This is a genomic window from Pararhodobacter sp. CCB-MM2 (assembly GCF_001691415.1).
GTDB lineage: Bacteria > Pseudomonadota > Alphaproteobacteria > Rhodobacterales > Rhodobacteraceae > Pararhodobacter.
Genome location: NZ_LRRR01000014.1, coordinates 85,579 through 106,038, shown reverse-complemented (window position 1 = coordinate 106,038; position 20,460 = coordinate 85,579). Strand labels below are relative to the sequence as shown.

Here is a 20,460-nt window from a genome sequence, read left to right as displayed (position 1 = left end):
CGCCCACCCACCCCGCGCGGCCGGGCCGCCCGTTCTGCTGGCCCGGCTGGGGCGATGGCGGTCAGGGCGGATGAGTATTTGGGACAAGGTGAATAGGCAGGAAGCCGCGCTTGGGCTGTAACAATCGCGCGCGGGCTTTGCGGTTTCTTGCCAAGCGCTCTGCGATCTGATTCTGAGGGGGTATGAGAATCCCCTTCGCCGATGCCCCGACCGCCCGCACAGATTGGCCCCGCGCTGACGGTGCCTTGCCGTTAGCCGGCTCTGCGCATGTCTGGTTTGAGGGTGCCTCGGCTGATAGCGCCATGCTGGCCCGTCCCAAGCCGATCCTGCCGTCCTTGCCTGTGGACCGGCCTTTGGTCATGGGGATCGTCAATGTCACGCCCGACAGTTTCAGCGATGGTGGCACCCTGGGCTCGGTCGCCGAGGCTGTGGCTCGGGCCCGCACGCAGGTCGAGGCGGGGGCGGATATCCTCGACATTGGTGGCGAGAGCACGCGGCCCGGGGCGGCCGAGGTGCCCGTCGTCGACGAGACCGCCCGCACCGCGCCGGTGATCGCGGCGATCCGGGCCGAGGGGATCTCCACGCCCATCTCCATCGATACGCGCAAGGCGGGCGTTGCCGAGGCGGCGCTGAAGGCCGGGGCGGATATCGTCAACGATGTCTCGGCCCTGACCTGGGACGCGGATCTGGCGCGGGTTACCGCCGAATTCGGCGCGCCCATCTGCCTGATGCATGCGCAGGGCACGCCGCAGACCATGCAGGCGGACCCGCGCTATGACGACGTGCTGCGCGAGGTCTATGACTGGCTGGGCGCGCGCATGGACCATGCGGTAGCGCAGGGCATCGCGCCCGAGAAGATCATCACCGATGTCGGCATCGGCTTCGGCAAAACCCTGCAGCACAATCTGACGCTGCTGAAGGGCTTGGCCTTGTTTCACGGCCTCGGCGCGCCAGTCTTGCTGGGCGCCTCGCGCAAGCGGTTCATCGGCACGCTCTCGGGCGTGGACGAGGCGGCCGCGCGGATGCCCGGCTCGCTGGCCGTGGCGCTGCATGCGGCCGCGCAGGGGGCACAGATCATCCGCGTCCATGACGTGGCAGAAACGGTACAGGCGCTGGCGCTCTGGCGCGCGCTGACTTTGGAGGACGACGTATGAGCCGGAAGCTGTTTGGCACAGACGGGGTGCGCGGGCAGGCCAATACCTGGCCGATGACTGCCGAGATGGCGCTGAAACTGGGCGCCGCGGCGGGCCGCTATTTCCGGCAGGACGGCCTCAACGGTCACCGCGTGGTGATTGGCAAGGACACGCGGCTGTCGTGCTACATGCTGGAGAACGCGCTGACGGCGGGGCTGACCTCGACCGGCATGAACGTGCTTCTGCTGGGGCCGGTGCCGACGCCGGCGGTCGGGTTCCTGACGCGCTCGATGCGGGCGGATGTGGGGATCATGATCTCGGCCAGCCACAACCCGGCGACGGACAATGGCATCAAGTTCTTCGGGCCTGATGGCTTCAAGCTGTCCGACGAGGCCGAGGCCGAGATCGAAGCGATTCTCGCCGGTGAGTGCCAGCTGGCGGCGCCGTTGGAGATCGGCCGGGCGAAGCGGATCGATGACGGTCTGGGCCGCTATGTCGAATACGCCAAGACCACCTTGCCCCGGGGTGCCAGCCTGCGCGGGCTGAAGGTGGTGATCGATTGCGCGAACGGGGCCGCCTACAAGGCCGCGCCCGAGGTGTTGTGGGAACTGGGCGCCGAGGTGATCCCGGTCGGGGTCAGCCCCAATGGCACCAACATCAACCAGGGGGTCGGCTCGACCCATCCGAAGACCGCGGCCGAGACAGTTGTGGCGCATGGGGCGGATATCGGCATCTGCCTCGATGGCGATGCGGACCGGGTGATCATCCTTGATGAGCATGGTCAGGTGGCCGATGGCGACCAGATCATGGCGCTGTTTGCCAGCCGTTGGGCTGCGGAGGAGCGTCTGAACGACGGCACCTTGGTCGCAACGGTGATGTCGAACCTCGGGCTGGAGCGCTTCCTGCAGGGGCAGGGCCTGACCCTGGAGCGCACGGCGGTGGGGGACCGCTACGTGGTCGAGAAGATGCGCCAGCGCGGGCTGAACCTCGGCGGGGAGCAATCCGGGCATATCGTCATGACCGATTATGCGACCACGGGCGACGGTCTGATCGCGGGTTTGCAGTTCCTGCTGGCGATGGCGGAGACGGGCAAGCCGGCCTCCGCGCTGATCCGGCAGTTCGAGCCGGTGCCGCAGAAGCTGCAGAACGTGCGTTACGGGGCGGGCCAAGCGCCGATGGAGGCCGATCCCGTCAAGGCGGCGATCCGGGATGCCGAGGCACGGCTGACCGGGCGCGGGCGCTTGCTCATCCGGAAATCGGGGACCGAGCCCTTGGTCCGGGTGATGGCGGAATGCGAAGACCCGGCGCTGCTGGATGAGATCGTGGCAGGCCTCGTGCGCGAAATCGAAGCGGCGCTGTAAAGGCCTGCGCAACGGCAGGCCGGTGCCCGACCGCGGGTGGGCGCTTCTGGCGTTGCGATGCCGGTGCTTTATGGTGCCGTGTCGGGCTTCGGCTGAACTGAGGGCCGTCGGCGCAGAAGCGCCTGCCCGGAACAGTGACGACAAGCGCCTGTCCGCCACCCAAGCCTTACCGCTGACGGCCGCCGCGCAAGGCACCCGCCGCCAGGGCCGCCACGAACAACCCCGCCGCGGCCACGACGATCGACGGACCCGCTGGCGTGTCCCAGTTGAGCGAGGCGCCCAGCCCCATCACCACCGCCAGAGCGGCGACGATCACGGCCCCCAGCGCCATGCCCTCGGGCGCCTTGGCGAAGACGCGCGCGGTCGCTGGCGGCACCACCAACAAGGCGCCGATCAGCAACGCCCCCACCACTTTCAGCGACACGGCGACGGCCAGCGCCAAGGCCAGCGTCAGGATCAGGCGCTCACGCTCGGGCTTCAGGCCCAGCGACAGGGCCAGATCCTCGCTGATCGTGGCGGTGAGCAGGGCCTCCCAGCGCCAGGCCATCAGCGCCAGCACGCCCAAGGTGCCCGCCGCCATGCCCCACAGCTCGGATCCCCGCACCGTCAGGATGTCGCCGAACAGGAAGGCGGTCAGGTCCACGCGGACGCCGGACAGGAAGGATGCCGCCACCAACCCCAGCGCCAAGGCGGAATGGGCCAGCACACCCAGCGTCGTGTCCATCGCCCAACCGCGCCCGGCCAAGGCGCTGACGAACAGCGCCATGGCAAAGGCAGTGGCCAAGGTGCCGACGAAGATCGACACGTCGAACCCCAGCGCCAAGGCCACACCCAGAATGGCCGCATGCGCCGTGGCATCGCCGAAATAGGCCATCCGGCGCCAGACCACGAAGCAGCCCAACGGGGCCGCCGCCAGAGCCGCCATCAGGCCGGCTGCCAGCGCGCGCAAGACAAAGGCGTCAATGATCATGGCTGCAGGTCTCGTGGTCGTGGGGGTGGTCGGGATGATCGGTCCCGTGGTCATGATGATGCTGATACAGCGCCAATGCGCCTTGCGTTCCCATGCCGAACAGCGCGCGATACTCCGGCGCGTTCGACACGACGGAGGGCGTACCCTCGCAGCAGACATGGCCATTGAGGCAGACCACGCGGTCCGAGGCACTCATCACCACATGCAGGTCGTGGCTGACGCTGAGGACAGCGCAGTTGATCTCTTGCCGGACGGCCTCGATCAGGCGGTAGAAGGCGGCGGTGCCCGGCTGGTCGAGGCCCTGCGTCGGCTCATCCAGCACCAGAAGTTGCGGATCGCCCGCCAGCGCACGGGCCAGCATCACCCGCTGCAATTGCCCGCCCGACAGCGTGGCCATCTCGCGCTTCTCCAGCCCCGAAGCGCCGGTACGCGACAGCAAATGCGCGATCTCATCGCCCGAGAGTTTGCGGTTCAGCCGCAGGAAGCGCGCGACCGACAGTGGCAGGTTCGGGTCCAGATGCAGCTTCTGCGGCACATAGCCGACGCGGAGCCCCCGCGCCCGGCTGACATTGCCCTGCTGCGCCGGAACCATGCCCAGAAGCGCCCGCACCAGCGTCGACTTGCCCGAGCCATTGGGGCCGACGATGGTGACGATCTCGCCGGGGTGCAGCGTGAAATTCACATGGTTCAGCACCGGCGCGGCCGGGCCATAGGCGACCGAGAGGCCCTTGGCCTCGATCAGCGCGCTCATGCCTCGTCTCCGTCCCGACAGGCGCCGCACAGGCCGAGTGCCTCGATATTCGCGCGCTCGACGGTGAAACCCAGCGCTCCGGCCCCCTGTTCCAGCACGTCGCGCACAGGATCGGCGGGGATCTCGGCCACGGCGTTGCAGCCCCGGCAGATCAGGAAGGCGGCATGATGCGCCTCGCCGGGATGGGCGCAGGCCGCGAAGGCGTTAAGGCGCTGGATGCGATGCGCCAGCCCATTTTCCACAAGGAAATCGAGGGCCCGATAGGCGACCGGCGGCTGATGGCCGAAGCCGTCTTCGGACAGGCGTTGCAGCACGTCATAGGCGCCCATCGCCCCATGGCGCTCCAGCAGGATTTCCAGCGTGCGCCGCCGCACCGGGGTCAGCCGCAAGCCGCGCGCGCGGACAAGCGCGTCGGCACCGGCGAGGGCCTGCGACACGCAATGATGATGGTCGTGCGGCTCGAAAGCGGGGGCAGGGGAGGGGACGGGCATCGAGGGGGCCTTGCGGTTCGTTTTGTTATATCATAACAAGTGACAGTATAACATTCCCAACGGCAGAGCCAAGACCCATGCTGCGTTCCTTCCTCGTCCTTCCCCTGTTGACCGTCCCGGCCTTTGCCGAGGTGCCGCGCGTGGTCACGGATACGCCGGTGACGCAGTCGCTGGTCGCGCAGGTCATGGGGGATCTGGGTTCGCCCGATCCTCTGCTCGACGCCGGCGCCGACCCGCATCATGTGCAGCTCCGCCCCTCGCAGGCGCGGGCGCTGGCCGGGGCCGATCTGGTGGTCTGGACCGGCGAGGCGCTGACCCCCTGGCTGGCCGAACCGGTCGAGACGCTGGCCGCAGGCACGGTGTTGACCCTCACCTCGATCGACGGCCTGCACTTGCGCAGCTACGGCGAAGAAGGTGAGGATCATGACGACCATGGGGATCATGACCATGACGCCGAGCATGAGGATCATCATGACCATGAGGGCCACGACCACGATCATGACCACGATCATGACCATGACCATGACGACCATGGCCACCACGAGGATCATGCCGAGCACGGCGATCACGATGACCATGCAGGCCACGAGGAGCACGCCCATCATCACGAGGGCCTCGACCCGCATCTCTGGCTCGATCCCGGCAATGCGGTGATTTGGCTGCGCAGCATCGCGGCGTCGCTGTCGGCGCTGGATCCTGAGAACGCGACCACCTATGCCGCCAACGCCGAGGCTGCGGCGAACGAGACCCTGTCGCTGCAGGCAGAACTGGCCGCGACGCTGGCGCCGGTCGGCGATGCGGGGCTGGTGATGTTCCACGACGCCTACGGCTATTTCGCCGAGAGCTTCGGCCTGAACGTCGTCGCCACGATCAGCGGCGGGGATGCCGCTGCACCGGGGGCGGCCCGACTGTCCGCTCTGCGCGCCGATCTGGCCGAGGGCGGAGCCGTCTGCCTGTTCCCCGAGGCGAACCACCCCGACGATTTCGCCCAAGTGGTGATCGAGGGCACGCCGCTGCGTCTTGGTGCGCCGCTCGACCCCGCAGGCGTGACACTGGAGCCGGGCGCCGACCTTTACCGCGTGCTGATGCGCGGGCTGGCAACAGCGATCAGCGACTGCGTGGCAGGCTAACTTTCAACTGAGCGAGGCCGCGCGGGCTTGACCCGGCGCGGCCCGCATGGCCCTCTCAGGCGATGTGCGGACGCTTTGCCATCACCTTGCCTGACGATGCGATGACTCGGCTGTTCGACGCCGCGCCGGCCAATGACCTGCCCCCGGTGCCACGCTATAATGTCTGCCCGACCCAGCCGATTTCGGTGGTCATCTCTGCCGAAGGGCAGCGGCGCTACGGCCCGATGCGTTGGGGTTTCATCCCGCGCTGGTACAAGACGCCGACCGACGGCCCGCTGCTGTTCAACGCGCGCTCGGAAACGATTGCCGAGAAGCCGTCCTTCAAGGAGGCCGCCCGCAAGAGGCGCTGCCTGATCCCGGCGTCGGGGTTCTACGAATGGACCAAGGAGGGCGAGACGCGCCTGCCGTGGTACATCACCCGGTCAGATGCCGAGCCCATGGTCTTTGCAGGCGTCTGGCAAAGCTGGCAGGGACCTGAAGGCGCGCGCGTCGCCTCGTGCGCCATCGTCACGGCCGAGGCTGGGCCCGAGATGGCGCGGTTACACGAACGTGTGCCCGTGGTGCTGGAGCCCGAGGAATGGGCGCTCTGGCTGGGAGAAGAGGGCCATGGCGCCGCCCGCCTCATGGACGCACCGGGCGAGGGGGCCTTGTCCTTCGCGCGGGTCGGGACAACGGTGAATTCCAACCGCGCCGAAGGCCCGGAACTCATCGAGCCGATTGATGGGTAAGGCGGCCGAAGCTTGCTCCCGCCCACCCACCCCGCGCGCTTCGGCCGCCCGCGGCGACCTCGAGAGGCGGCGAATGCGACGAAGGTGTTCGCGTATTTGCGCAGAGCGAAGACGCGGGCAATTATCTCTGCCCCGCGTACCTTCGAGTATTTGGAGCAGAGTGAAACAGCCGCGCCGCACCCCTTTTCATCTTCGTTCTGAAAAATATCCCGGGGGGAGCCGAAGGCGGGGGGCAGAGCCCCCTGGCCGAGCGAAGCGAGGCCCCCTTGGCCTTTCCGGTCGCCCAAGACCTGCATGGCGCAGCCATGCCGGGCGAGGACGAAACCCCTCACCCTTCGTTCAGCCGCCCCTCGCGACCGCCGCGGCGTTTCTTCAGGCGGCCCATCCGCGATGGCAACTGCGACAGAACCTCACGCCGGGCGTCGCCGCCCATGGTCGACCATTGGGCGATTTCCTCCAGCGTGCGGTAGCATCCGGCGCAGAGGCCCTCACGCGGATGGATCACGCAGATCTTCACGCAGGGGCTGTCCACCTCGTCACGTTTCCACAGGGCATTGGCAGTCAGGTCGTTCATCGAGGGAAAACCGCGTATTCAGCTGGAGGTTCCTGCGGCCAACATAGCCACGCACACCCCCGTTGCCAGCCTGTCAGCGACGCATTGCTGCCAATCTGTCCAGAAAACCCTGCAGGATGAAGCCTGCGGCGACATGGTCGATCACCTCGGCCCGTTTCGCACGCGAGGTGTCGAAGGCCAGAAGCGCGCGCTCGGCCGCCACCGTCGACAGGCGCTCGTCCCAATAGCCGATCGGCAGCTCGGTCAGCGCCGACAGGTTCCGTGCGAAGGCCCGGGTCGACTGGCAGCGGGGGCCTTCGGTCCCGTCCATGTTCAGGGGCAGGCCCAGGATGAAGCCGCTGACCTGACGCGCCTTGGCGATTTCCAAGAGGCGCGCGGCATCGAGGGTGAATTTCTTCCGCTTCACCGTTTCCAGGGGGGTGGCGACGCTGCGGCGCAGGTCCGACAGGGCCACGCCGATGGTTTTCGTGCCCAAATCCAGCGCGGCCAGCGCGCCGTTCGGGGGCAGGGCGGCTACGAAAGCCTCGGTCTCGTCATGGACGCTCATTGGGTGAACCCCTGTGCACGGGCGGCTTGGTCGATCAGTGCCAGCCCATCGGCATCATCGGCAAAGACCAGCCGCGCTTCGGACCAGATGGCGCGGGCGCGGTCCTGTTGGCCCAGCACGCCGAGGGCACCGATCAGGCGCGCCCAATCCTCGGCCGGCCCGCCAGAGTTGGCGAGGCGAGAGGCCAGACCTTCCACCATCCCGCCGATCATGTCCTGACGCTCGGCAGCCGTCATCTCGGACGCGGCCTCGACATCGGCGGCCGAGGGGCCGCGGCCGCCCCCCGATACCGGGGGCAGGGTGTAGCGGACGCCGGCGATGCGGGCGAGTTCGGGCATGGTGGCGCGCACCTGCTCCATCCATGGGGCGTCGGGGGCGCCGTCCTCGACCAGCCCGCGCCAGAGGCGGAAGGCGAGGTCCTCGCGGCCCGTCTGCAGGAAGCTCAGGCCAAGGGCGAAGCGGGCGAATTCGTTGCGCGGCTCACGCTGCAGGATCTGTTGCAGCACCACCTCGGCCTCGGGCGAGACGCCGCCGCCGGTGGCCGAGATCATCGCCTCGGCCAGCGCGACCATGTCGGTGACGGGCGTGTCCTCGCCCTGCACGTCGATCAGGCGGATCCAGGCGTCGGCGGAGGCGGCGAAATTGCCGATGTTGCCCTCGTTCACCGCCAGCAGGCGCAGGCCGCGCGGGTCGTTCGGCCGGTCCTCCAGCGCGCGCCGCAGCTGGGCCATCAGGTCCAGATACTGCTGCTCGACCTGCGGGGCCTCGGGGTGGTCGGGGCTGGCCTGCCACTGCGCCTCAAGGGTGGCCTGATCCGGGCGTTGCGCGCGCAGGGTCTCGGCGGCGGCGTAGCGTGCGGTGAGGGGCAGGTCGGGATAGCCCGGTGCGCCCCAGACCCAGTACAGCGCCGCGGCGCCTAGGGGCACGGCCAGCACCAGGATCATGGCGAGCAGGCGCATCGAGGCGGGCGATTCGTGGACCTCGGCCTCGGTGCGCTTGTCGGCGTCCAGCAGGCGGCGCGCGGTTTCGGCGCGCAGGCGTTCGGCTTCCTCGGGCGCGATGAGGCCACGGGCGCGGTCGCGTTCGATTTCCTTGAGCTGGTCACGGTAGATGCGCATCTCGCGACGCTGGCCCGGTTCGGCCGCTTCGATCCGCGCGCCGCGCCGCAGGCCCAGAACCGACAGCGCCACGACGATCGCCGACAGCGCCAGCGCCGGGACGAGAAACAACCAGATCGACATGCCAACTCCTGTTTCGCAACCTTTCCCTTATCGCTTCACCGGTCGAGAAAAAAGCCAAACCGCGTGCACAAGGGCGCGACAAAGGGCATCATGAGGGCGCCGCCCCGGCCCGAAATCGCAGGGTAGGACGGTCGCGGATGCGGCGGATTTGCGCAGGCCGGGCTGCATGTCGGTTTTTGCATCATTGTGCCGCTTGCAGCCAAGGATTATGCCGCGCCGTGATCCATCACCGGCCCTATACGGCCCGCTTGCGGCCAGTTCCGCAGCCCAACAGGGGAGAGCGCCCATGACTCGTTATTCGGCCTTTGCGATCGCGCGTGAAGCGATGCGCCAGCATACGGGCTGGCAGAAGGCCTGGGCCTCGCCCGAGCCGAAAGCCCATTATGACGTGGTGATCGTTGGCGCCGGCGGCCATGGCCTCGCGACCGCCTATTACCTCGGCAAGAATTTCGGCATCACCAATGTCGCGATCATCGAGAAGGGTTGGCTGGGCGGCGGCAACACGGGCCGGAACACGACGATCATCCGCTCGAACTATCTGCAGGACCCCTCGGCCGCGATCTACGAGAAGGCCCGCTCTCTCTACGAGACGATGAGCCAGGACCTGAACTACAACGTCATGTTCTCGCCGCGCGGCGTGATGATGCTGGCGCAGACCGAGCACGAGGTCCGCGGCTACAAGCGCACCGAGATGGCCAACAAGCTGCAGGGCGTCGAGACCCGCTTCATCGGCCCGGCCGAGGTGAAGCGCCTTGTGCCGATCATGAACATCGAAGGCCCGCGCTACCCGGTGCTGGGCGCCCTGTGGCAGGCCCGTGGCGGCACCGCGCGCCATGACGCCGTGGCTTGGGGCTATGCCCGCGCCTGCTCGGCGATGGGCATGCATGTGATCCAGAACTGCGAAGTGATCGGCGTGGAAAGTGTCGGCGGGCAGGTCTCGGCCGTGGCGACCACCAAGGGCACCATCGGCTGCAACAAGCTGGGCATCGTCGTCGCCGGCCATTCGGGCCATCTGGCGAATATGGCGGGCTTCCGCCTGCCAATCGAGTCGGTGGCGCTGCAGGCCATGGTGTCCGAGCCGATCAAACCGGCGATGGATGTCGTCGTGATGGCGAACACCGTGCACGGCTATATGTCGCAATCGGACAAGGGCGAGATGGTCATCGGCGGCGGCGCCGACCATTTCAACAACTACACCCAGCGTGGCTCGTGGCAGCATATCGAAGAAACGGTGCGCGCGCTGATCGAGACCTTCCCGATGCTCTCGCGTCTGAAGATGCTGCGCCAATGGGGCGGGATCGTGGACATGACCGGCGACCGCTCGCCGATCATCTCGAAGACGCCGCTGGGCAACACCTTCATCAACTGCGGCTGGGGCACCGGCGGCTTCAAGGCCATCCCGGGTTCGGGCTGGGCCATGGCCGAGCTGATCGCCAAGGGCGAGCCGGGCTCGCTGGCGCGCGACTTCTCCATGTTCCGTTTCCGCGAAGGCCGCTTCATCGACGAAAGCGTCGCGGCGGGTGTGGCGCACTGATGATGCAGCGTGGCGCGATCCTTGTGGGTGACATCGACGCCGGTGCGGGGCTTGCCCCGCGTCGCGCCGAGGCTGCCTGCCTGCGCGCCGCGCGCTGCCACGGGCTTCGTGGCGGGATTTCGCACATCCTTTCGGTGGACGGGAACCTGACCCGGACCTTGCGAGTTCTTCTGTCAACGCAGACATGCACAGGAGAAATCCAATGGCTTACACCACTGACCGCAACCCGAACCACACCACCAACAACTACACGACCAACACCACGGTGCCGCCGCAACGCTCGGGCTCGGGCGTCGCAATCGCCATCGGTGCGATCGTCGCGCTGGTTGCCATCGTCGCCTATTTCGTCATCGCTGCCCCGGCTGGCCCGGACGCTGACAACGTCAACGTCTCGGTCGATGCCCCGGCCGCTGTGGAACGCGCTGCCGATGACGCCGGCGACGCTGCCGCTGCTGCTGGCGCTGCCGTCGAAGACGCTGCCGAAGACACCGGCGCTGCCATCGACCGCGCGGTCGAATAACCACGCCTACTCCCTGACGAACGACCGGGCTGGTCGCGGCATTGCCGTGGCCAGCCCTTTCGCATGCGCCCCATTTGAATCCCCCGAGGAGGTTCCATGCTGCTGCTAACCTGTCCCTGTTGCGGGGTCTCCGCTGAAGAGACCGAGTTCACCAATGGGGGCGAGGCGCATCTCAAGCGCTTCGGCCCGGGCTCCTCGGACGCCGATTACGAGGCCTATATGTTCGCCCGCAAGAACCCGCGCGGCGTGCATTTCGAGCGTTGGCGCCATGCCTATGGCTGCGGCAAGTGGTTCCTCATGGCTCGCGATACGATGACGCTGGAAGTCTACGGCGCCTACAAGGCCCAGACCACCGAGCCGCCTGCAGATATTCAAGCCAAGATCAAGGCCCGCCGGCCGGAATGGGAGGGGTACAAATGAGCCACCGCCTGGGAACCGGGGGGCGCCTGATCGACCGCGCCCGCCCCATGGATTTCACCTTCAACGGCAAGTCGATGCGCGGCTATGCCGGTGACAGCCTCGGCGCCGCCCTTCTGGGTGCGGGCCAGGTGCTGGTGGGCCGCTCGTTCAAGTATCACCGCCCGCGCGGCATCGTCGCCTCGGGCGCCGAGGAGCCGAACGCGCTGGTCGGTCTGGGCGAGGGTCAGCGTTTCGAGCCGAACCAGCGGGTCACCACGACCGAGCTGTTCTCGGGTCTGAAGGCCGTGAGCCAGAACCACTGGCCGTCCTTGGAATTCGACGTCGGTGCGGTGAACGCCAAGCTGTGGCGCTTCTTCCCGGCGGGGTTCTATTACAAGACCTTCATCTCGCCGCGCCCCCTGTGGAAGCATGTCTACGAGCCGATCATCCGTCGCTCGGCCGGTCTGGGCAAAGCCCCCGACGCCGAGACCCGCGATGCCGACCGGTACGAGCAGCTCTATGCCTATTGCGACGTGATCGTCGCGGGTGGCGGTGTCGCCGGCCTGAAGGCCGCGCGTCAGGCCGCCGATGAGGGCAAGCGCGTCATCCTGACCGAGCAGAACCCGCATTTCGGCGGCCGCGCGGTCGTCGATGGCATCGAGGTGGAAGGCCAGGCCGCCGAGGATTGGGTCAAGGCCCAGGTCGCGGCGCTGCAGGCGATGCCAAACGTCACCGTGCTGGACCGCACCATGGTCTCGGGCGTCTATGACCACGGCTATGTGCTGGCCTATCAGCGCGTCGCCGACCATACGCCGGGCGCCGAGAAGCCGCGTCACCGGCTGTGGCGTGTCCGCGCCGGGCAGGTGATCTCGGCCACCGGGGCGATCGAGCGTCCGCTCAGCTTCGCGGGCAACGACATTCCGGGCGTGATGCTGGCCTCGGCCATCCGCGATTTCGTCGTCAACTACGCCGTCTCGCCGGGCAAAAAGGTCGCCATCGTCACCAACAACGACGATGCCTATCGCACCGCTTTGGCGCTGCATGCCGTGGGCGTCACTGTCCCTGCCGTGATCGACGCGCGCAAGGAAGTGACGGGCGATCTGCCCGCGAAGGCGCGTGCCGCCGGTATCCGCGTGATCGAGGATTGCGCCGTGCGCTATGTCGAGGGCGGGAAATCCGTCACCGGCGTGCAGCTGTGCCGCTTCAACTCGGATGGCGGCGCGGTGATCGAGACGCTGGCTTGCGACGCGCTGGGCATGTCGGGCGGCTGGTCGCCGGTCGTGCACCTTTGGTCGCATTGCGGTGGCAAGCTCACCTGGGACGAGGGTCGCGCCCTGTTCCGCCCCGATGCGAACCGCCCGCCGCTGGGCCATGACGGTCAGGGCTTCGTCACCTGCGTCGGCGCCTCGAACGGCGAGTTCGACGACGAGGGCGAGGCGGCGATGCTGCCCGTCTGGCTGATGCCCGCGCAGGCCAGCTACGAGCTGCGCGCCAAGGCCTGGCTCGATCCGCAGAACGACGTGAAGGTCTCGGACGTGCAGCTGGCCGCGAAAGAGGGCTATGCCTCGGTCGAGCATACCAAGCGTTACACGACGCTGGGCATGGCGACGGATCAGGGGAAGCTGTCGAACATCAACGGCCTCGCCATCCTGTCCGACGCGCTGGGTCAGCCGATCCCGCAGACGGGCACCACGACCTTCCGCCCGCCCTATACGCCGATCTCCATCGGTGCGATCGGCGGCGAGGCGCGTGGCGGGATCTTCCAGCCTTTGCGCAAGACGCCGATCTATGATTGGCACATGGCGCAGGGCGCCTATTGGGAGCCGGTCGGCCATTGGCGCCGCCCGTATTGCTACCCGAAGACCGGCGAGACGCATGGCGACGCGGTCAAGCGCGAGATCAATCAGGTCCGCAAATCGGTGGGCCTGCTCGACGCCTCGACGCTGGGCAAGATCATCGTGAAGGGCCCGGATGCCGGTCGCTTCATGGACATGCTCTACACCAACATGATGAGCAACCTGAAGGTCGGCAAATGCCGCTATGGCCTGATGTGCAACGAGAACGGCTTCCTGTCGGATGACGGTGTCGTCGCGCGTCTGTCCGAGGATACCTTCCTGTGCCACACCACCTCGGGCGGCGCGGATCGCATCCATGGCTGGATGGAAGACTGGCTGCAGTGCGAATGGTGGGACTGGAAAGTCCATGTCGTCAACCTGACCGAGCAATATGCGCAGATCGCCGTGGTGGGCCCGAATGCCCGCAAGGTGATCGAGAAAGTCGGCGCCGATTTCGACCTGTCGGCCGAGAGCTTCCCCTTCATGGACTGGAAGGAAGGCAAAATCGGCGGGATCGAGGCGCGGGCGTTCCGCATCTCGTTCTCCGGTGAATTGTCTTACGAGATCGCCGTTCCGGCCTCGAAGGGGCAGGCCTTCTGGGACAAGCTGATGGCGGCGGGTGCCGAGTTCGGCGTGATGCCCTATGGCACCGAGGCGCTGCACGTGATGCGGGCCGAGAAGGGCTTCATCATGATCGGCGACGAGACCGACGGCACCGTGATCCCGCAGGACCTGGGGCTGAACTGGGCCATCAGCAAGAAGAAGGAAGACTTCCTCGGCAAGCGCGGCATGGAACGCGAGGCCATGGTCTCGCCGGATCGCTGGCAGCTGGTGGGTCTGGAAACGCTCGACGGGTCGGTCCTGCCTGATGGCGCGCTGGCGCCGCTGCCGGGCAAGAACGACAATGGCCAGCAGGAGACGCAGGGCCGGGTGACCTCGACCTATTTCTCGCCCACGCTGGGCAAGGGCATCGCGATGGGCATCGTCCATAACGGGCCCAAGCGCATGGGCGAGGTGATCCAGTTCCAGTCCGCCGCCGGCGGCACCGTCGCCGCGCGGATCGTCGATCCGTGCTTCTACGACAAGGCAGGGGAGAAGCAGAATGTCTGACGCTGTGAGCGCATTGAACGGCCAGCGCGCCTCGGGTCTGGTGGATCTGGCAGATGCGGGTCCGATGGGCATGATCACCCTGCGCGGCGACCTTGGCCTTCTGGGCGGGGCGCTGGGTTCGGTGCTGGGCTTGTCGGCGCCCGAGCTGCGCCGTGTGGTCTCGGGCGAGAAGGGCCAGGTCCTGTGGATGTCGCCCGACGAGCTGTTGGTGGTGCTGCCCTATGCCGAGGCGCCGGGCGTCGCTGCGGCGCTGGAGGCCGCGCTGGCGGGGCAGTTTGCCACCGTCGCCGTGGTTTCGGACGCGCGGGCGCTGATCCGCGTCTCGGGCGCTCAGGCGCGGGACGTGCTGGCCAAGCTGATGCCGATCGATTTCGCCGATTTCGCGGTGGGCGAGCTGCGCCGCTCGCGTCTGGCGCAGGTGGCCGCGGCCGTCTGGCGCGACAGCGCGGATGAGTGGTCGGTCGTCTGCTTCCGCTCGGTCGCGGGCTATGCCTTCGAGGCACTGGCGACCGTCGCCCAGCCGGGTGGTGAAGTGGGCCTCTACCACTGATCCTGCCATTACTCTGATCCGAGGGGCCATCGCATTGCGGTGGCCCTTTGCCTTTGGCGGGGTTTCGCCAAGGTGGGGTGAAACCCCACCCTACGGGGTTCCGCCGGCGGACGGGTCTTGGCACAAGGGCTCATGCGTATCCTCCTTGTCTGCCTCGCCTTGCTGCTCCCGGCCCTGCCGGCGCAGGCCGCGTTGATCTGCCTCCTCGTCACAGACGCCGAGACCGGCGCGGCCTTGATCGAAGACGGCGATTGCGACCGCGCGGTCACCCCGGCCTCGACCTTCAAACTGGCGCTGGCGCTGATCGGCTTCGACCAAGGCCTGCTGCAGGACCGCGACCAACCCGCTATGGAGTGGCAACCCGGAGAGCCCGATTGGGGCGGTGCGGCCTGGACCGGCATCGTCACCCCGGAGAGCTGGCTGCGGGACTCGGTCGTCTGGTATTCGCAGCGGCTCACCCGCGCTTTGGGGCCCCGCCAATTTGCCGAGGCGGTGCAATCGCTGGGCTATGGCAATGCCGATGTCTCAGGCGATGCGGGGTTTGACAACGGGCTCGAACGCGCCTGGATCTCATCGTCCCTGCGGATCAGCGGGCGGCAGCAGGCGGATTTCCTGCATCGCTGGCTGACCCGCGCGCTGCCTGTCAGCGAAGCGGCGATGACCGCGGCCGAGGCGCTGACACCCCGGCACGAGGTCGCGGGCTGGGTGATGCATGGCAAGACCGGCGGGGCCTATCCGCGCTTGGCGGATCGCAGCTTTGATCGCGCGCGCGGGTGGGGATGGTATGTCGGCTGGGCCGAGCGGGACGGGCGGCGCGTGATCGTCGTGCGGCTGGCGCAGGATGAGACGCGCCACGCCACCTCGCCGGGCCTGCGCAGCCGCGATGCGCTGTTCGACGCCTGGCCGGCACTGGCCGCCCGCCTGTAACGCCTGCACACGGGACGAGGCCAACACCCTTTCCCCGCGCCCGCTTCCGCGCTACCTCGACCGCATGACCAGACCTTTGCATCCCACCGCCCTCGTGACCGGGGGCAATCGCGGCCTCGGCCGTGCCATCGCCGAGGGGCTGATCGCCCGAGGCTGCCATGTCACCATCGGCGCGCGGGATACCTGCGCTGGGCAGGCCGCGGCCGAGGCTCTCGGGGCCTCGTTCGCGCGGATCGACTTGCAGGACCCTGAGACCTATTTCGCCGCGGTCATGGAGGCGCAGGGCTTCGACATCCTCGTCAACAATGCGGGGGTGCTGGGCGAGGCCTCGTTGCTGTCGCCGGCCTCCGACTTTGACGAGGCGATGGAGGTGATGGTCACCGCACCTCTCGACCTGATCCGCCTCAATGCAGCGCGGTGGCGCGAGACCGGCTGGGGGCGGGTGGTGAACATCTCGTCCGGCTGGGGCGCGCATGCCGAGGGGCTGGAAGGGCCGGGCGCCTATGGGGTCGCCAAAGCCGCCCTCAACGCCCTGACACGCGCCTTGGCCCGGGATCTGCCGGACGGCGTGAAGATCAACGCCTGCTGCCCGGGCTGGGTGCAGACCCGCATGGGCGGCGCGGGGGCCACCCTCAGCCCCGAGGAAGGCGCCGATACCCCGGTCTGGCTGGCGATGCTGCCCGATGATGGGCCCAGCGGCGGCTTCTTCCGCAATCGCCAACTCATCGGCTGGTAACCCCCCTTTTCGCACCCCTGACCCAACCCGCCTCCGCCCCCGGAGGCGGGTTTTTCCGTGGCGCGCGACGGCACAAAGCCTCGGCTCAGATTTTCTGAGCCGAACGCATTTTCCCACTTGCTTGATTTAGAAAAATTAGGGTAAGAAATACTCAGGCAAGAAAAAATAGAGCAATGGCCGTCCAGCCCCCGCGCCCGAAACTGCCGCCGCTAACCGCGTTGCGAGCCTTCGAAGCAGCGGGACGGCTGGGCGGCTTTACCCCTGCCGCCCGTGAACTGGGCGTGACGCCAGGGGCCGTGACCGCGCATCTCAAAACCTTGGAAAGTGCCCTTGGCGTTCAGCTGTTCGAGCGTCGCCACAAAGGCGTCGCCCTGACCGAACTGGGCGCCCGGGTGCTGCCCGACTTCACCCGCGCCTTCCGCCAGATCGATGCCGCCGTTCAGCGGCTGGAGACCGAGGCCGCGCCGGGATTGGTACGGATCGCCACCACGCAGGATCTGGCGCAGCTCTGGCTCTCGCCGCGCCTTCCGCGCCTCAGGCGGGCCGGGTTGCAGGTGGTGCCGGTGCCAGTCGACGGCCCGGAAGCCGCACGCGGGATCGCCGATCTGGCCTTGTTCGCGCGGGAAGGGGAGGGGATCGCCGCGCCGCTGATCGCCGTCGCCGCGCCGGGGCTGGTCGAAGCGCAGCTGCCCGCCTTGGACCCGGCCGAAGCCTTGGTTCTGGCCGGGCCGCTGGGCGATTGGGAGGTCTGGGCAAAGGCGGCGGGCCATGCCGGATTCCAGCCGCGCGGGCCGGTGCATGGCTCGGCCGCGCTGGCGCTGGAGGAAGCCGCGAATGGCGCCGGCGTGCTGGTCATTGCCCGCCCGCTGGCCGAGGCGGCGCTGGGGCAGGGGCGGGTGGTCGATCCCTATGGCGTGACGGCCGACAGCGGCGTGTCACTGGCGCTCTGGCCGCTGCGGGACCTGCCGGAAGGCTCAGCCGCCGCGACAGTGCTGGCGGCGCTGCTCTAGGCGATCAGCGCGGGCCAGACCGCCGCATTCCGGGCGCTGAAGACATGGATATGGCCCAGGTGCTCCAACCCGAAATCGGCAGGGGTCAGTTCCCGATAGTCGATTGTGGCGGCCGGATGCCAAGCGGCCATCCGGCGCACGGTGGCGGGCGGCAGCATCTCGTCATCCGCCAGCGCCACGGTGGTCAGGACCCCGGCATAGGGCGGCTGGCGTAACCCACCGAGACGGCGGTCGCCAGGCAGGGCGGCATCGCTCAACAGCCAATCGCGCCATTGCCGGAACACGCCCTTGGGCAGATCCTCGCCCAACCCGAAGCGCTTGGCGGGGAAGTGGTCGAGGAACAGCACCGACAGAGGTCCCAGCACATGCCACAGCAGGCGGGCGCGGCGCCGGAAGGGCATCGGCAGGTCGCGGATATGCCCATGACCCGAGGCCACGGTGATCACACGGTCGACCGAGGCAATGTCGTCCTGAAACCCGACCGCCATCCCGCCCAGGGAATGCCCGATTACCCAGATCGGCAGGCTCGGAAACCGCACACGTAGCGCCGCCCGCACCGACAGCGGATCGCGTGTGGCCCAATCGGTCATGGTCGCACCCGATCCATAGGGCGAGCCCGATCCCGCGAAATCCCGGTAGTCCCAGGTCAGCACGGCGGCCTGCTTCTCCTCGGCCAGCCACCTTGCGAAGGCATGATAAAAACGTGACGGCACCCCGGTCGCGCCATTGATCGACACGACAATCTCCGGCGCTTCAACGGCATGTAGTTGCCCCGTCAACTCGGCGCCTGCGGCCCCAATCTGCCACTCTTCCGACGTCACGCTCATCCTTGCTCCAGAAATATCTTGGGGTGAGGGCCGCCCGGAGGGGGCGCCGGTGGCGCGCCCTCAGGCCCGAACGCCCGAAGCGACAGCGAAGGGCCGGGCAAGGCCGAAGGCGGGGGCAGAGCCCCCACTTTCCTCAAGCAAACGCCGCACCCAGCGCGATCTCGATCATGTCGCCGAACGACCGTTCACGGTCCGACGACGGCAGGGCCTCGCCCGTCACCAGATGGTCCGAGATCGTCAGCACCGCCAGCGCCCGCGCGCCATGCCGGGCGCAGACGTTATACAGCTCGGCCGCTTCCATCTCGACGCAGAGGACACCGTGACGGGTCATCACCTCGTTCAGATCGGGGCGCTCGTCGTAGAACACGTCCGAGGAATAGATGTTGCCGACATGGGTGGTGATGCCCTTCTCTTGCGCGACCTTGTGCGCTGCGGCCAGCAGGCCGAAATCGCCACAGGACGCGAAGTTTAGCTCGCGGAAGATGCCCTTCGACGGGGTCGACAGCGAGGTCGCCGCCTGCGCCAGCACCACGTCGCGGATCTTCACATGCCCCTGCATGCCCCCGGCCGAGCCCACGCGGATCAGCGTCTTGGCGCCGAAATCCCGGATCAGCTCGTTGGCGTAGATCGACAGCGAGGGCATGCCCATGCCCGACCCATGGATCGTCACCGGATGGCCGTTCCAAGTGCCGGTGAAGCCCAGCATGCCGCGCACCTCGTTGACCAGCCGCACGTCCTTGAGGAAGGTCTCGGCCGCCCAACGGGCACGGTAGGGATCGCCGGGCATCAGCACGGTGGGGGCGATGTCGCCGGGCTTGGCGCCGATATGCACGGTCATGGAACTCTCCTGTTCTTCAAGGCGGCGGAGGATAGCAGCCTCCCCGCGCGCGCAAAAGCCGTCGCGTCGCGGCAGGTTGCGGGGGTTCTTCGGCCCCCTTTCCCCGAGGCGGCCGGCGGCCTAGCTTTGCGGGACCAACAGGAGCAGACCATGCAGATTTTCGACGGGCATAACGATGCCCTCAGCCGTCTTTGGTGCTCGGGCGAGGATCCGGTCGCCCGGTTCACCCGCGAGGCCGGCCATATCAACCGCGACGCGGCCAAACGCGGCGGGTTCGCCGGCGGTCTTTTCGCGCTCTACTCGCCCCAGCGCCGTACCGCCTTTGATTTCCGGGGCTTTCGCGGTGGCAACATGCCGCTGTCGACGCCGATGGAACAGGGCCCGGCCCTGCAGCCGGTGATCGCCGAACTGGGCATTGCCCGCCGCCTCGCCGATGCCGGTCTCATCCGTCTGTGCACCACGGTTGCCGAGATCGAGGCCGCGATGGCCGAAGGCGTGATCGCTGCCGTCCTGCATCTGGAAGGGGCGGAATGCATCGATCCCGAGCTGACCGTCCTCGATGCGCTCTATCATGCCGGGCTGCGCTCATTGGGGCCGGTCTGGTCGCGCCCGACGATCTGGGGGGATGGCGTGCCCTTCGGCCATGGGCGCGATGGCGACACGGGCCCGGGGCTGACCGAGCTGGGGCGCAAGTTGATCGCCCGGTGCAAGGAATTGGGCATCGTCGTCGATACCAGCCACCTGACAATGAAGGGTTTTTGGGACATCGCCGAGATGGGCCTGCCGATGGTGGCCACGCATTCCAACGCCTGGGATCTGTGCCAATGCACCCGCAATCTGACGCCGGCTCAGCTGAAGGCGGTGGGCGAGACGGGGGGCATGGCGGGGCTGAACTTCGCCACGGTCTTCCTGTCCGAAACCGGTTGGAGCACCGGCCGGGCGACGATCGACGATTGCCTGCGCCAGCTCGACGCGATGATTGAGGGGGCGGGCGAGGATCACGTCGGCCTCGGGTCGGACATGGACGGGGCGCCGCTGCCCGAGGGCATCAGCGATTGCGGCGACCTGCCGGCGCTGGTGCAGGCGATGCGCGACCACGGCTTTGGTGATGCGCTGGTGGAAAAGCTGTGTCACGGCAATTGGCTGGCCTTCCTGCGCCGCCAATGGGGAAGCTGACGGCATGGGGCGGGGTCGGCTTTCGACCGGCTTCGCCCCGCAACCCGCATCTGCCCCCTTGCGCCTGTGCGA

Annotated in this window: 21 protein-coding genes; 13 read left to right on the top strand and 8 right to left on the bottom strand. The window is 67.8% G+C overall.

Annotated features, from left to right (window positions below):
* The first annotated feature begins 182 nt into the window (after positions 1 to 182).
* Both folP and glmM read left to right on the top strand, forming a co-directional pair.
* Complete coding sequence (folP, locus tag BCY78_RS14630) at positions 183 to 1,154, top strand: dihydropteroate synthase (RefSeq protein ID WP_068303261.1); 972 nt, start codon at positions 183 to 185, stop codon at positions 1,152 to 1,154.
* Positions 1,151 to 2,494 carry a phosphoglucosamine mutase gene (glmM, locus tag BCY78_RS14625; RefSeq protein ID WP_068303259.1) on the top strand — a complete coding sequence of 448 codons (1,344 nt, stop codon included), beginning with the start codon at positions 1,151 to 1,153 and terminating at the stop codon, positions 2,492 to 2,494. Before folP ends, glmM begins: the two co-directional genes overlap by 4 nt.
* Before the next feature lie 166 nt (positions 2,495 to 2,660).
* On the opposite strand, the gene BCY78_RS14620 is transcribed toward glmM, so the two are convergent.
* From BCY78_RS14620 to BCY78_RS14610, 3 genes are read right to left on the bottom strand one after another with little or no spacing between them, the layout of a single operon-like run.
* Positions 2,661 to 3,464, bottom strand: a complete 804-nt coding sequence (locus BCY78_RS14620) for a metal ABC transporter permease (protein WP_199523160.1) — start codon at positions 3,462 to 3,464, stop codon at positions 2,661 to 2,663.
* A complete protein-coding gene (locus BCY78_RS14615; RefSeq protein ID WP_068303256.1) occupies positions 3,454 to 4,215 on the bottom strand; it encodes a metal ABC transporter ATP-binding protein in 762 nt (253 codons plus the stop codon). The genes BCY78_RS14620 and BCY78_RS14615 overlap by 11 nt, the downstream gene beginning before the upstream one ends.
* Complete coding sequence (locus BCY78_RS14610; RefSeq protein WP_068303253.1) at positions 4,212 to 4,706, bottom strand: Fur family transcriptional regulator; 495 nt, start codon at positions 4,704 to 4,706, stop codon at positions 4,212 to 4,214. Before BCY78_RS14610 ends, BCY78_RS14615 begins: the two co-directional genes overlap by 4 nt.
* A 77-nt stretch (positions 4,707 to 4,783) precedes the next feature.
* Between BCY78_RS14610 and BCY78_RS14605 the strand changes: the two genes are divergently transcribed.
* The gene (locus BCY78_RS14605) at positions 4,784 to 5,836 is read left to right on the top strand and encodes a zinc ABC transporter substrate-binding protein (RefSeq protein WP_068303250.1); all 1,053 of its coding nucleotides are present in this window, start codon (positions 4,784 to 4,786) and stop codon (positions 5,834 to 5,836) included.
* Between the two features lie 62 nt (positions 5,837 to 5,898).
* A complete protein-coding gene (locus tag BCY78_RS14600) occupies positions 5,899 to 6,564 on the top strand; it encodes an SOS response-associated peptidase (RefSeq protein ID WP_068303247.1) in 666 nt (221 codons plus the stop codon).
* 328 nt (positions 6,565 to 6,892) lie between these two features.
* On the opposite strand, the gene BCY78_RS14595 is transcribed toward BCY78_RS14600, so the two are convergent.
* The 3 genes from BCY78_RS14595 to ccmI form a co-directional block, all read right to left on the bottom strand.
* Positions 6,893 to 7,138: a DUF1289 domain-containing protein gene (locus BCY78_RS14595; protein ID WP_068303244.1), complete on the bottom strand. Its 246-nt coding sequence runs from the start codon at positions 7,136 to 7,138 to the stop codon at positions 6,893 to 6,895.
* 73 nt (positions 7,139 to 7,211) lie between these two features.
* Entirely contained in the window at positions 7,212 to 7,685 is a 474-nt protein-coding gene (gene ruvX, locus BCY78_RS14590; RefSeq protein WP_068303241.1) for a Holliday junction resolvase RuvX, read from the bottom strand.
* The gene (gene ccmI, locus BCY78_RS14585) at positions 7,682 to 8,926 is read right to left on the bottom strand and encodes a c-type cytochrome biogenesis protein CcmI (RefSeq protein WP_068303238.1); all 1,245 of its coding nucleotides are present in this window, start codon (positions 8,924 to 8,926) and stop codon (positions 7,682 to 7,684) included. The genes ruvX and ccmI overlap by 4 nt, the downstream gene beginning before the upstream one ends.
* Before the next feature lie 286 nt (positions 8,927 to 9,212).
* On the opposite strand from ccmI, the gene BCY78_RS14580 reads away from it, so the two are divergent.
* The 8 genes from BCY78_RS14580 (at position 9,213) to BCY78_RS14545 (ending at position 17,547) form a co-directional block, all read left to right on the top strand.
* Positions 9,213 to 10,460: a sarcosine oxidase subunit beta family protein gene (locus BCY78_RS14580; protein ID WP_068303233.1), complete on the top strand. Its 1,248-nt coding sequence runs from the start codon at positions 9,213 to 9,215 to the stop codon at positions 10,458 to 10,460.
* Positions 10,461 to 10,662: 202 nt separating this feature from the next.
* The gene (locus BCY78_RS14575) at positions 10,663 to 10,980 is read left to right on the top strand and encodes a hypothetical protein (RefSeq protein ID WP_068303227.1); all 318 of its coding nucleotides are present in this window, start codon (positions 10,663 to 10,665) and stop codon (positions 10,978 to 10,980) included.
* A gap of 96 nt (positions 10,981 to 11,076) precedes the next feature.
* Positions 11,077 to 11,400, top strand: a complete 324-nt coding sequence (locus BCY78_RS14570) for a sarcosine oxidase subunit delta (RefSeq protein ID WP_068303224.1) — start codon at positions 11,077 to 11,079, stop codon at positions 11,398 to 11,400.
* On the top strand, positions 11,397 to 14,324 hold the full coding sequence (locus BCY78_RS14565; protein ID WP_068303222.1) for a 2Fe-2S iron-sulfur cluster-binding protein: 2,928 nt from the start codon (positions 11,397 to 11,399) through the stop codon (positions 14,322 to 14,324). The genes BCY78_RS14570 and BCY78_RS14565 overlap by 4 nt, the downstream gene beginning before the upstream one ends.
* Positions 14,317 to 14,874: a sarcosine oxidase subunit gamma gene (locus tag BCY78_RS14560; RefSeq protein WP_068303221.1), complete on the top strand. Its 558-nt coding sequence runs from the start codon at positions 14,317 to 14,319 to the stop codon at positions 14,872 to 14,874. Before BCY78_RS14565 ends, BCY78_RS14560 begins: the two co-directional genes overlap by 8 nt.
* A 132-nt stretch (positions 14,875 to 15,006) precedes the next feature.
* Positions 15,007 to 15,801, top strand: a complete 795-nt coding sequence (gene blaOXA, locus BCY78_RS14555) for a class D beta-lactamase (RefSeq protein WP_068303217.1) — start codon at positions 15,007 to 15,009, stop codon at positions 15,799 to 15,801.
* Positions 15,802 to 15,865: 64 nt separating this feature from the next.
* Positions 15,866 to 16,537: an SDR family NAD(P)-dependent oxidoreductase gene (locus BCY78_RS14550; RefSeq protein ID WP_068303214.1), complete on the top strand. Its 672-nt coding sequence runs from the start codon at positions 15,866 to 15,868 to the stop codon at positions 16,535 to 16,537.
* 173 nt (positions 16,538 to 16,710) lie between these two features.
* Positions 16,711 to 17,547, top strand: a complete 837-nt coding sequence (locus BCY78_RS14545; RefSeq protein WP_068303211.1) for a LysR family transcriptional regulator — start codon at positions 16,711 to 16,713, stop codon at positions 17,545 to 17,547.
* On the opposite strand, the gene BCY78_RS14540 is transcribed toward BCY78_RS14545, so the two are convergent.
* Together BCY78_RS14540 and deoD are read right to left on the bottom strand one after the other, a co-directional pair.
* Positions 17,544 to 18,374 carry an alpha/beta fold hydrolase gene (locus BCY78_RS14540; protein WP_068303208.1) on the bottom strand — a complete coding sequence of 277 codons (831 nt, stop codon included), beginning with the start codon at positions 18,372 to 18,374 and terminating at the stop codon, positions 17,544 to 17,546. The two genes, BCY78_RS14545 and BCY78_RS14540, sit on opposite strands and share 4 nt — an antisense overlap.
* 133 nt (positions 18,375 to 18,507) lie before the next feature.
* Complete coding sequence (deoD, locus tag BCY78_RS14535; protein WP_068303205.1) at positions 18,508 to 19,212, bottom strand: purine-nucleoside phosphorylase; 705 nt, start codon at positions 19,210 to 19,212, stop codon at positions 18,508 to 18,510.
* A gap of 150 nt (positions 19,213 to 19,362) precedes the next feature.
* Between deoD and BCY78_RS14530 the strand changes: the two genes are divergently transcribed.
* Positions 19,363 to 20,388 carry a dipeptidase gene (locus BCY78_RS14530; protein ID WP_068303204.1) on the top strand — a complete coding sequence of 342 codons (1,026 nt, stop codon included), beginning with the start codon at positions 19,363 to 19,365 and terminating at the stop codon, positions 20,386 to 20,388.
* Positions 20,389 to 20,460 lie beyond the last annotated feature (72 nt).

Bases quoted from the DNA above. Each gene is read 5' to 3' on its own strand.
- ccmI (WP_068303238.1), bottom strand. From the start codon at position 8,926: ATGTCGATCTGGTTGTTTCTCGTCCCGGCGCTGGCGCTGTCGGCGATC.
- BCY78_RS14615 (WP_068303256.1), bottom strand. From the start codon at position 4,215: ATGAGCGCGCTGATCGAGGCCAAGGGCCTCTCGGTCGCCTATGGCCCG.
- BCY78_RS14620 (WP_199523160.1), bottom strand. From the start codon at position 3,464: ATGATCATTGACGCCTTTGTCTTGCGCGCGCTGGCAGCCGGCCTGATG.
- BCY78_RS14570 (WP_068303224.1), top strand. From the start codon at position 11,077: ATGCTGCTGCTAACCTGTCCCTGTTGCGGGGTCTCCGCTGAAGAGACC.
- BCY78_RS14580 (WP_068303233.1), top strand. From the start codon at position 9,213: ATGACTCGTTATTCGGCCTTTGCGATCGCGCGTGAAGCGATGCGCCAG.
- ruvX (WP_068303241.1), bottom strand. From the start codon at position 7,685: ATGAGCGTCCATGACGAGACCGAGGCTTTCGTAGCCGCCCTGCCCCCG.
- BCY78_RS14550 (WP_068303214.1), top strand. From the start codon at position 15,866: ATGACCAGACCTTTGCATCCCACCGCCCTCGTGACCGGGGGCAATCGC.
- BCY78_RS14605 (WP_068303250.1), top strand. From the start codon at position 4,784: ATGCTGCGTTCCTTCCTCGTCCTTCCCCTGTTGACCGTCCCGGCCTTT.
- BCY78_RS14545 (WP_068303211.1), top strand. From the start codon at position 16,711: ATGGCCGTCCAGCCCCCGCGCCCGAAACTGCCGCCGCTAACCGCGTTG.
- BCY78_RS14530 (WP_068303204.1), top strand. From the start codon at position 19,363: ATGCAGATTTTCGACGGGCATAACGATGCCCTCAGCCGTCTTTGGTGC.
- deoD (WP_068303205.1), bottom strand. From the start codon at position 19,212: ATGACCGTGCATATCGGCGCCAAGCCCGGCGACATCGCCCCCACCGTG.
- BCY78_RS14565 (WP_068303222.1), top strand. From the start codon at position 11,397: ATGAGCCACCGCCTGGGAACCGGGGGGCGCCTGATCGACCGCGCCCGC.
- BCY78_RS14540 (WP_068303208.1), bottom strand. From the start codon at position 18,374: ATGAGCGTGACGTCGGAAGAGTGGCAGATTGGGGCCGCAGGCGCCGAG.
- glmM (WP_068303259.1), top strand. From the start codon at position 1,151: ATGAGCCGGAAGCTGTTTGGCACAGACGGGGTGCGCGGGCAGGCCAAT.
- folP (WP_068303261.1), top strand. From the start codon at position 183: ATGAGAATCCCCTTCGCCGATGCCCCGACCGCCCGCACAGATTGGCCC.
- BCY78_RS14610 (WP_068303253.1), bottom strand. From the start codon at position 4,706: ATGCCCGTCCCCTCCCCTGCCCCCGCTTTCGAGCCGCACGACCATCAT.
- BCY78_RS14600 (WP_068303247.1), top strand. From the start codon at position 5,899: ATGTGCGGACGCTTTGCCATCACCTTGCCTGACGATGCGATGACTCGG.
- blaOXA (WP_068303217.1), top strand. From the start codon at position 15,007: ATGCGTATCCTCCTTGTCTGCCTCGCCTTGCTGCTCCCGGCCCTGCCG.
- BCY78_RS14560 (WP_068303221.1), top strand. From the start codon at position 14,317: ATGTCTGACGCTGTGAGCGCATTGAACGGCCAGCGCGCCTCGGGTCTG.
- BCY78_RS14595 (WP_068303244.1), bottom strand. From the start codon at position 7,138: ATGAACGACCTGACTGCCAATGCCCTGTGGAAACGTGACGAGGTGGAC.
- BCY78_RS14575 (WP_068303227.1), top strand. From the start codon at position 10,663: ATGGCTTACACCACTGACCGCAACCCGAACCACACCACCAACAACTAC.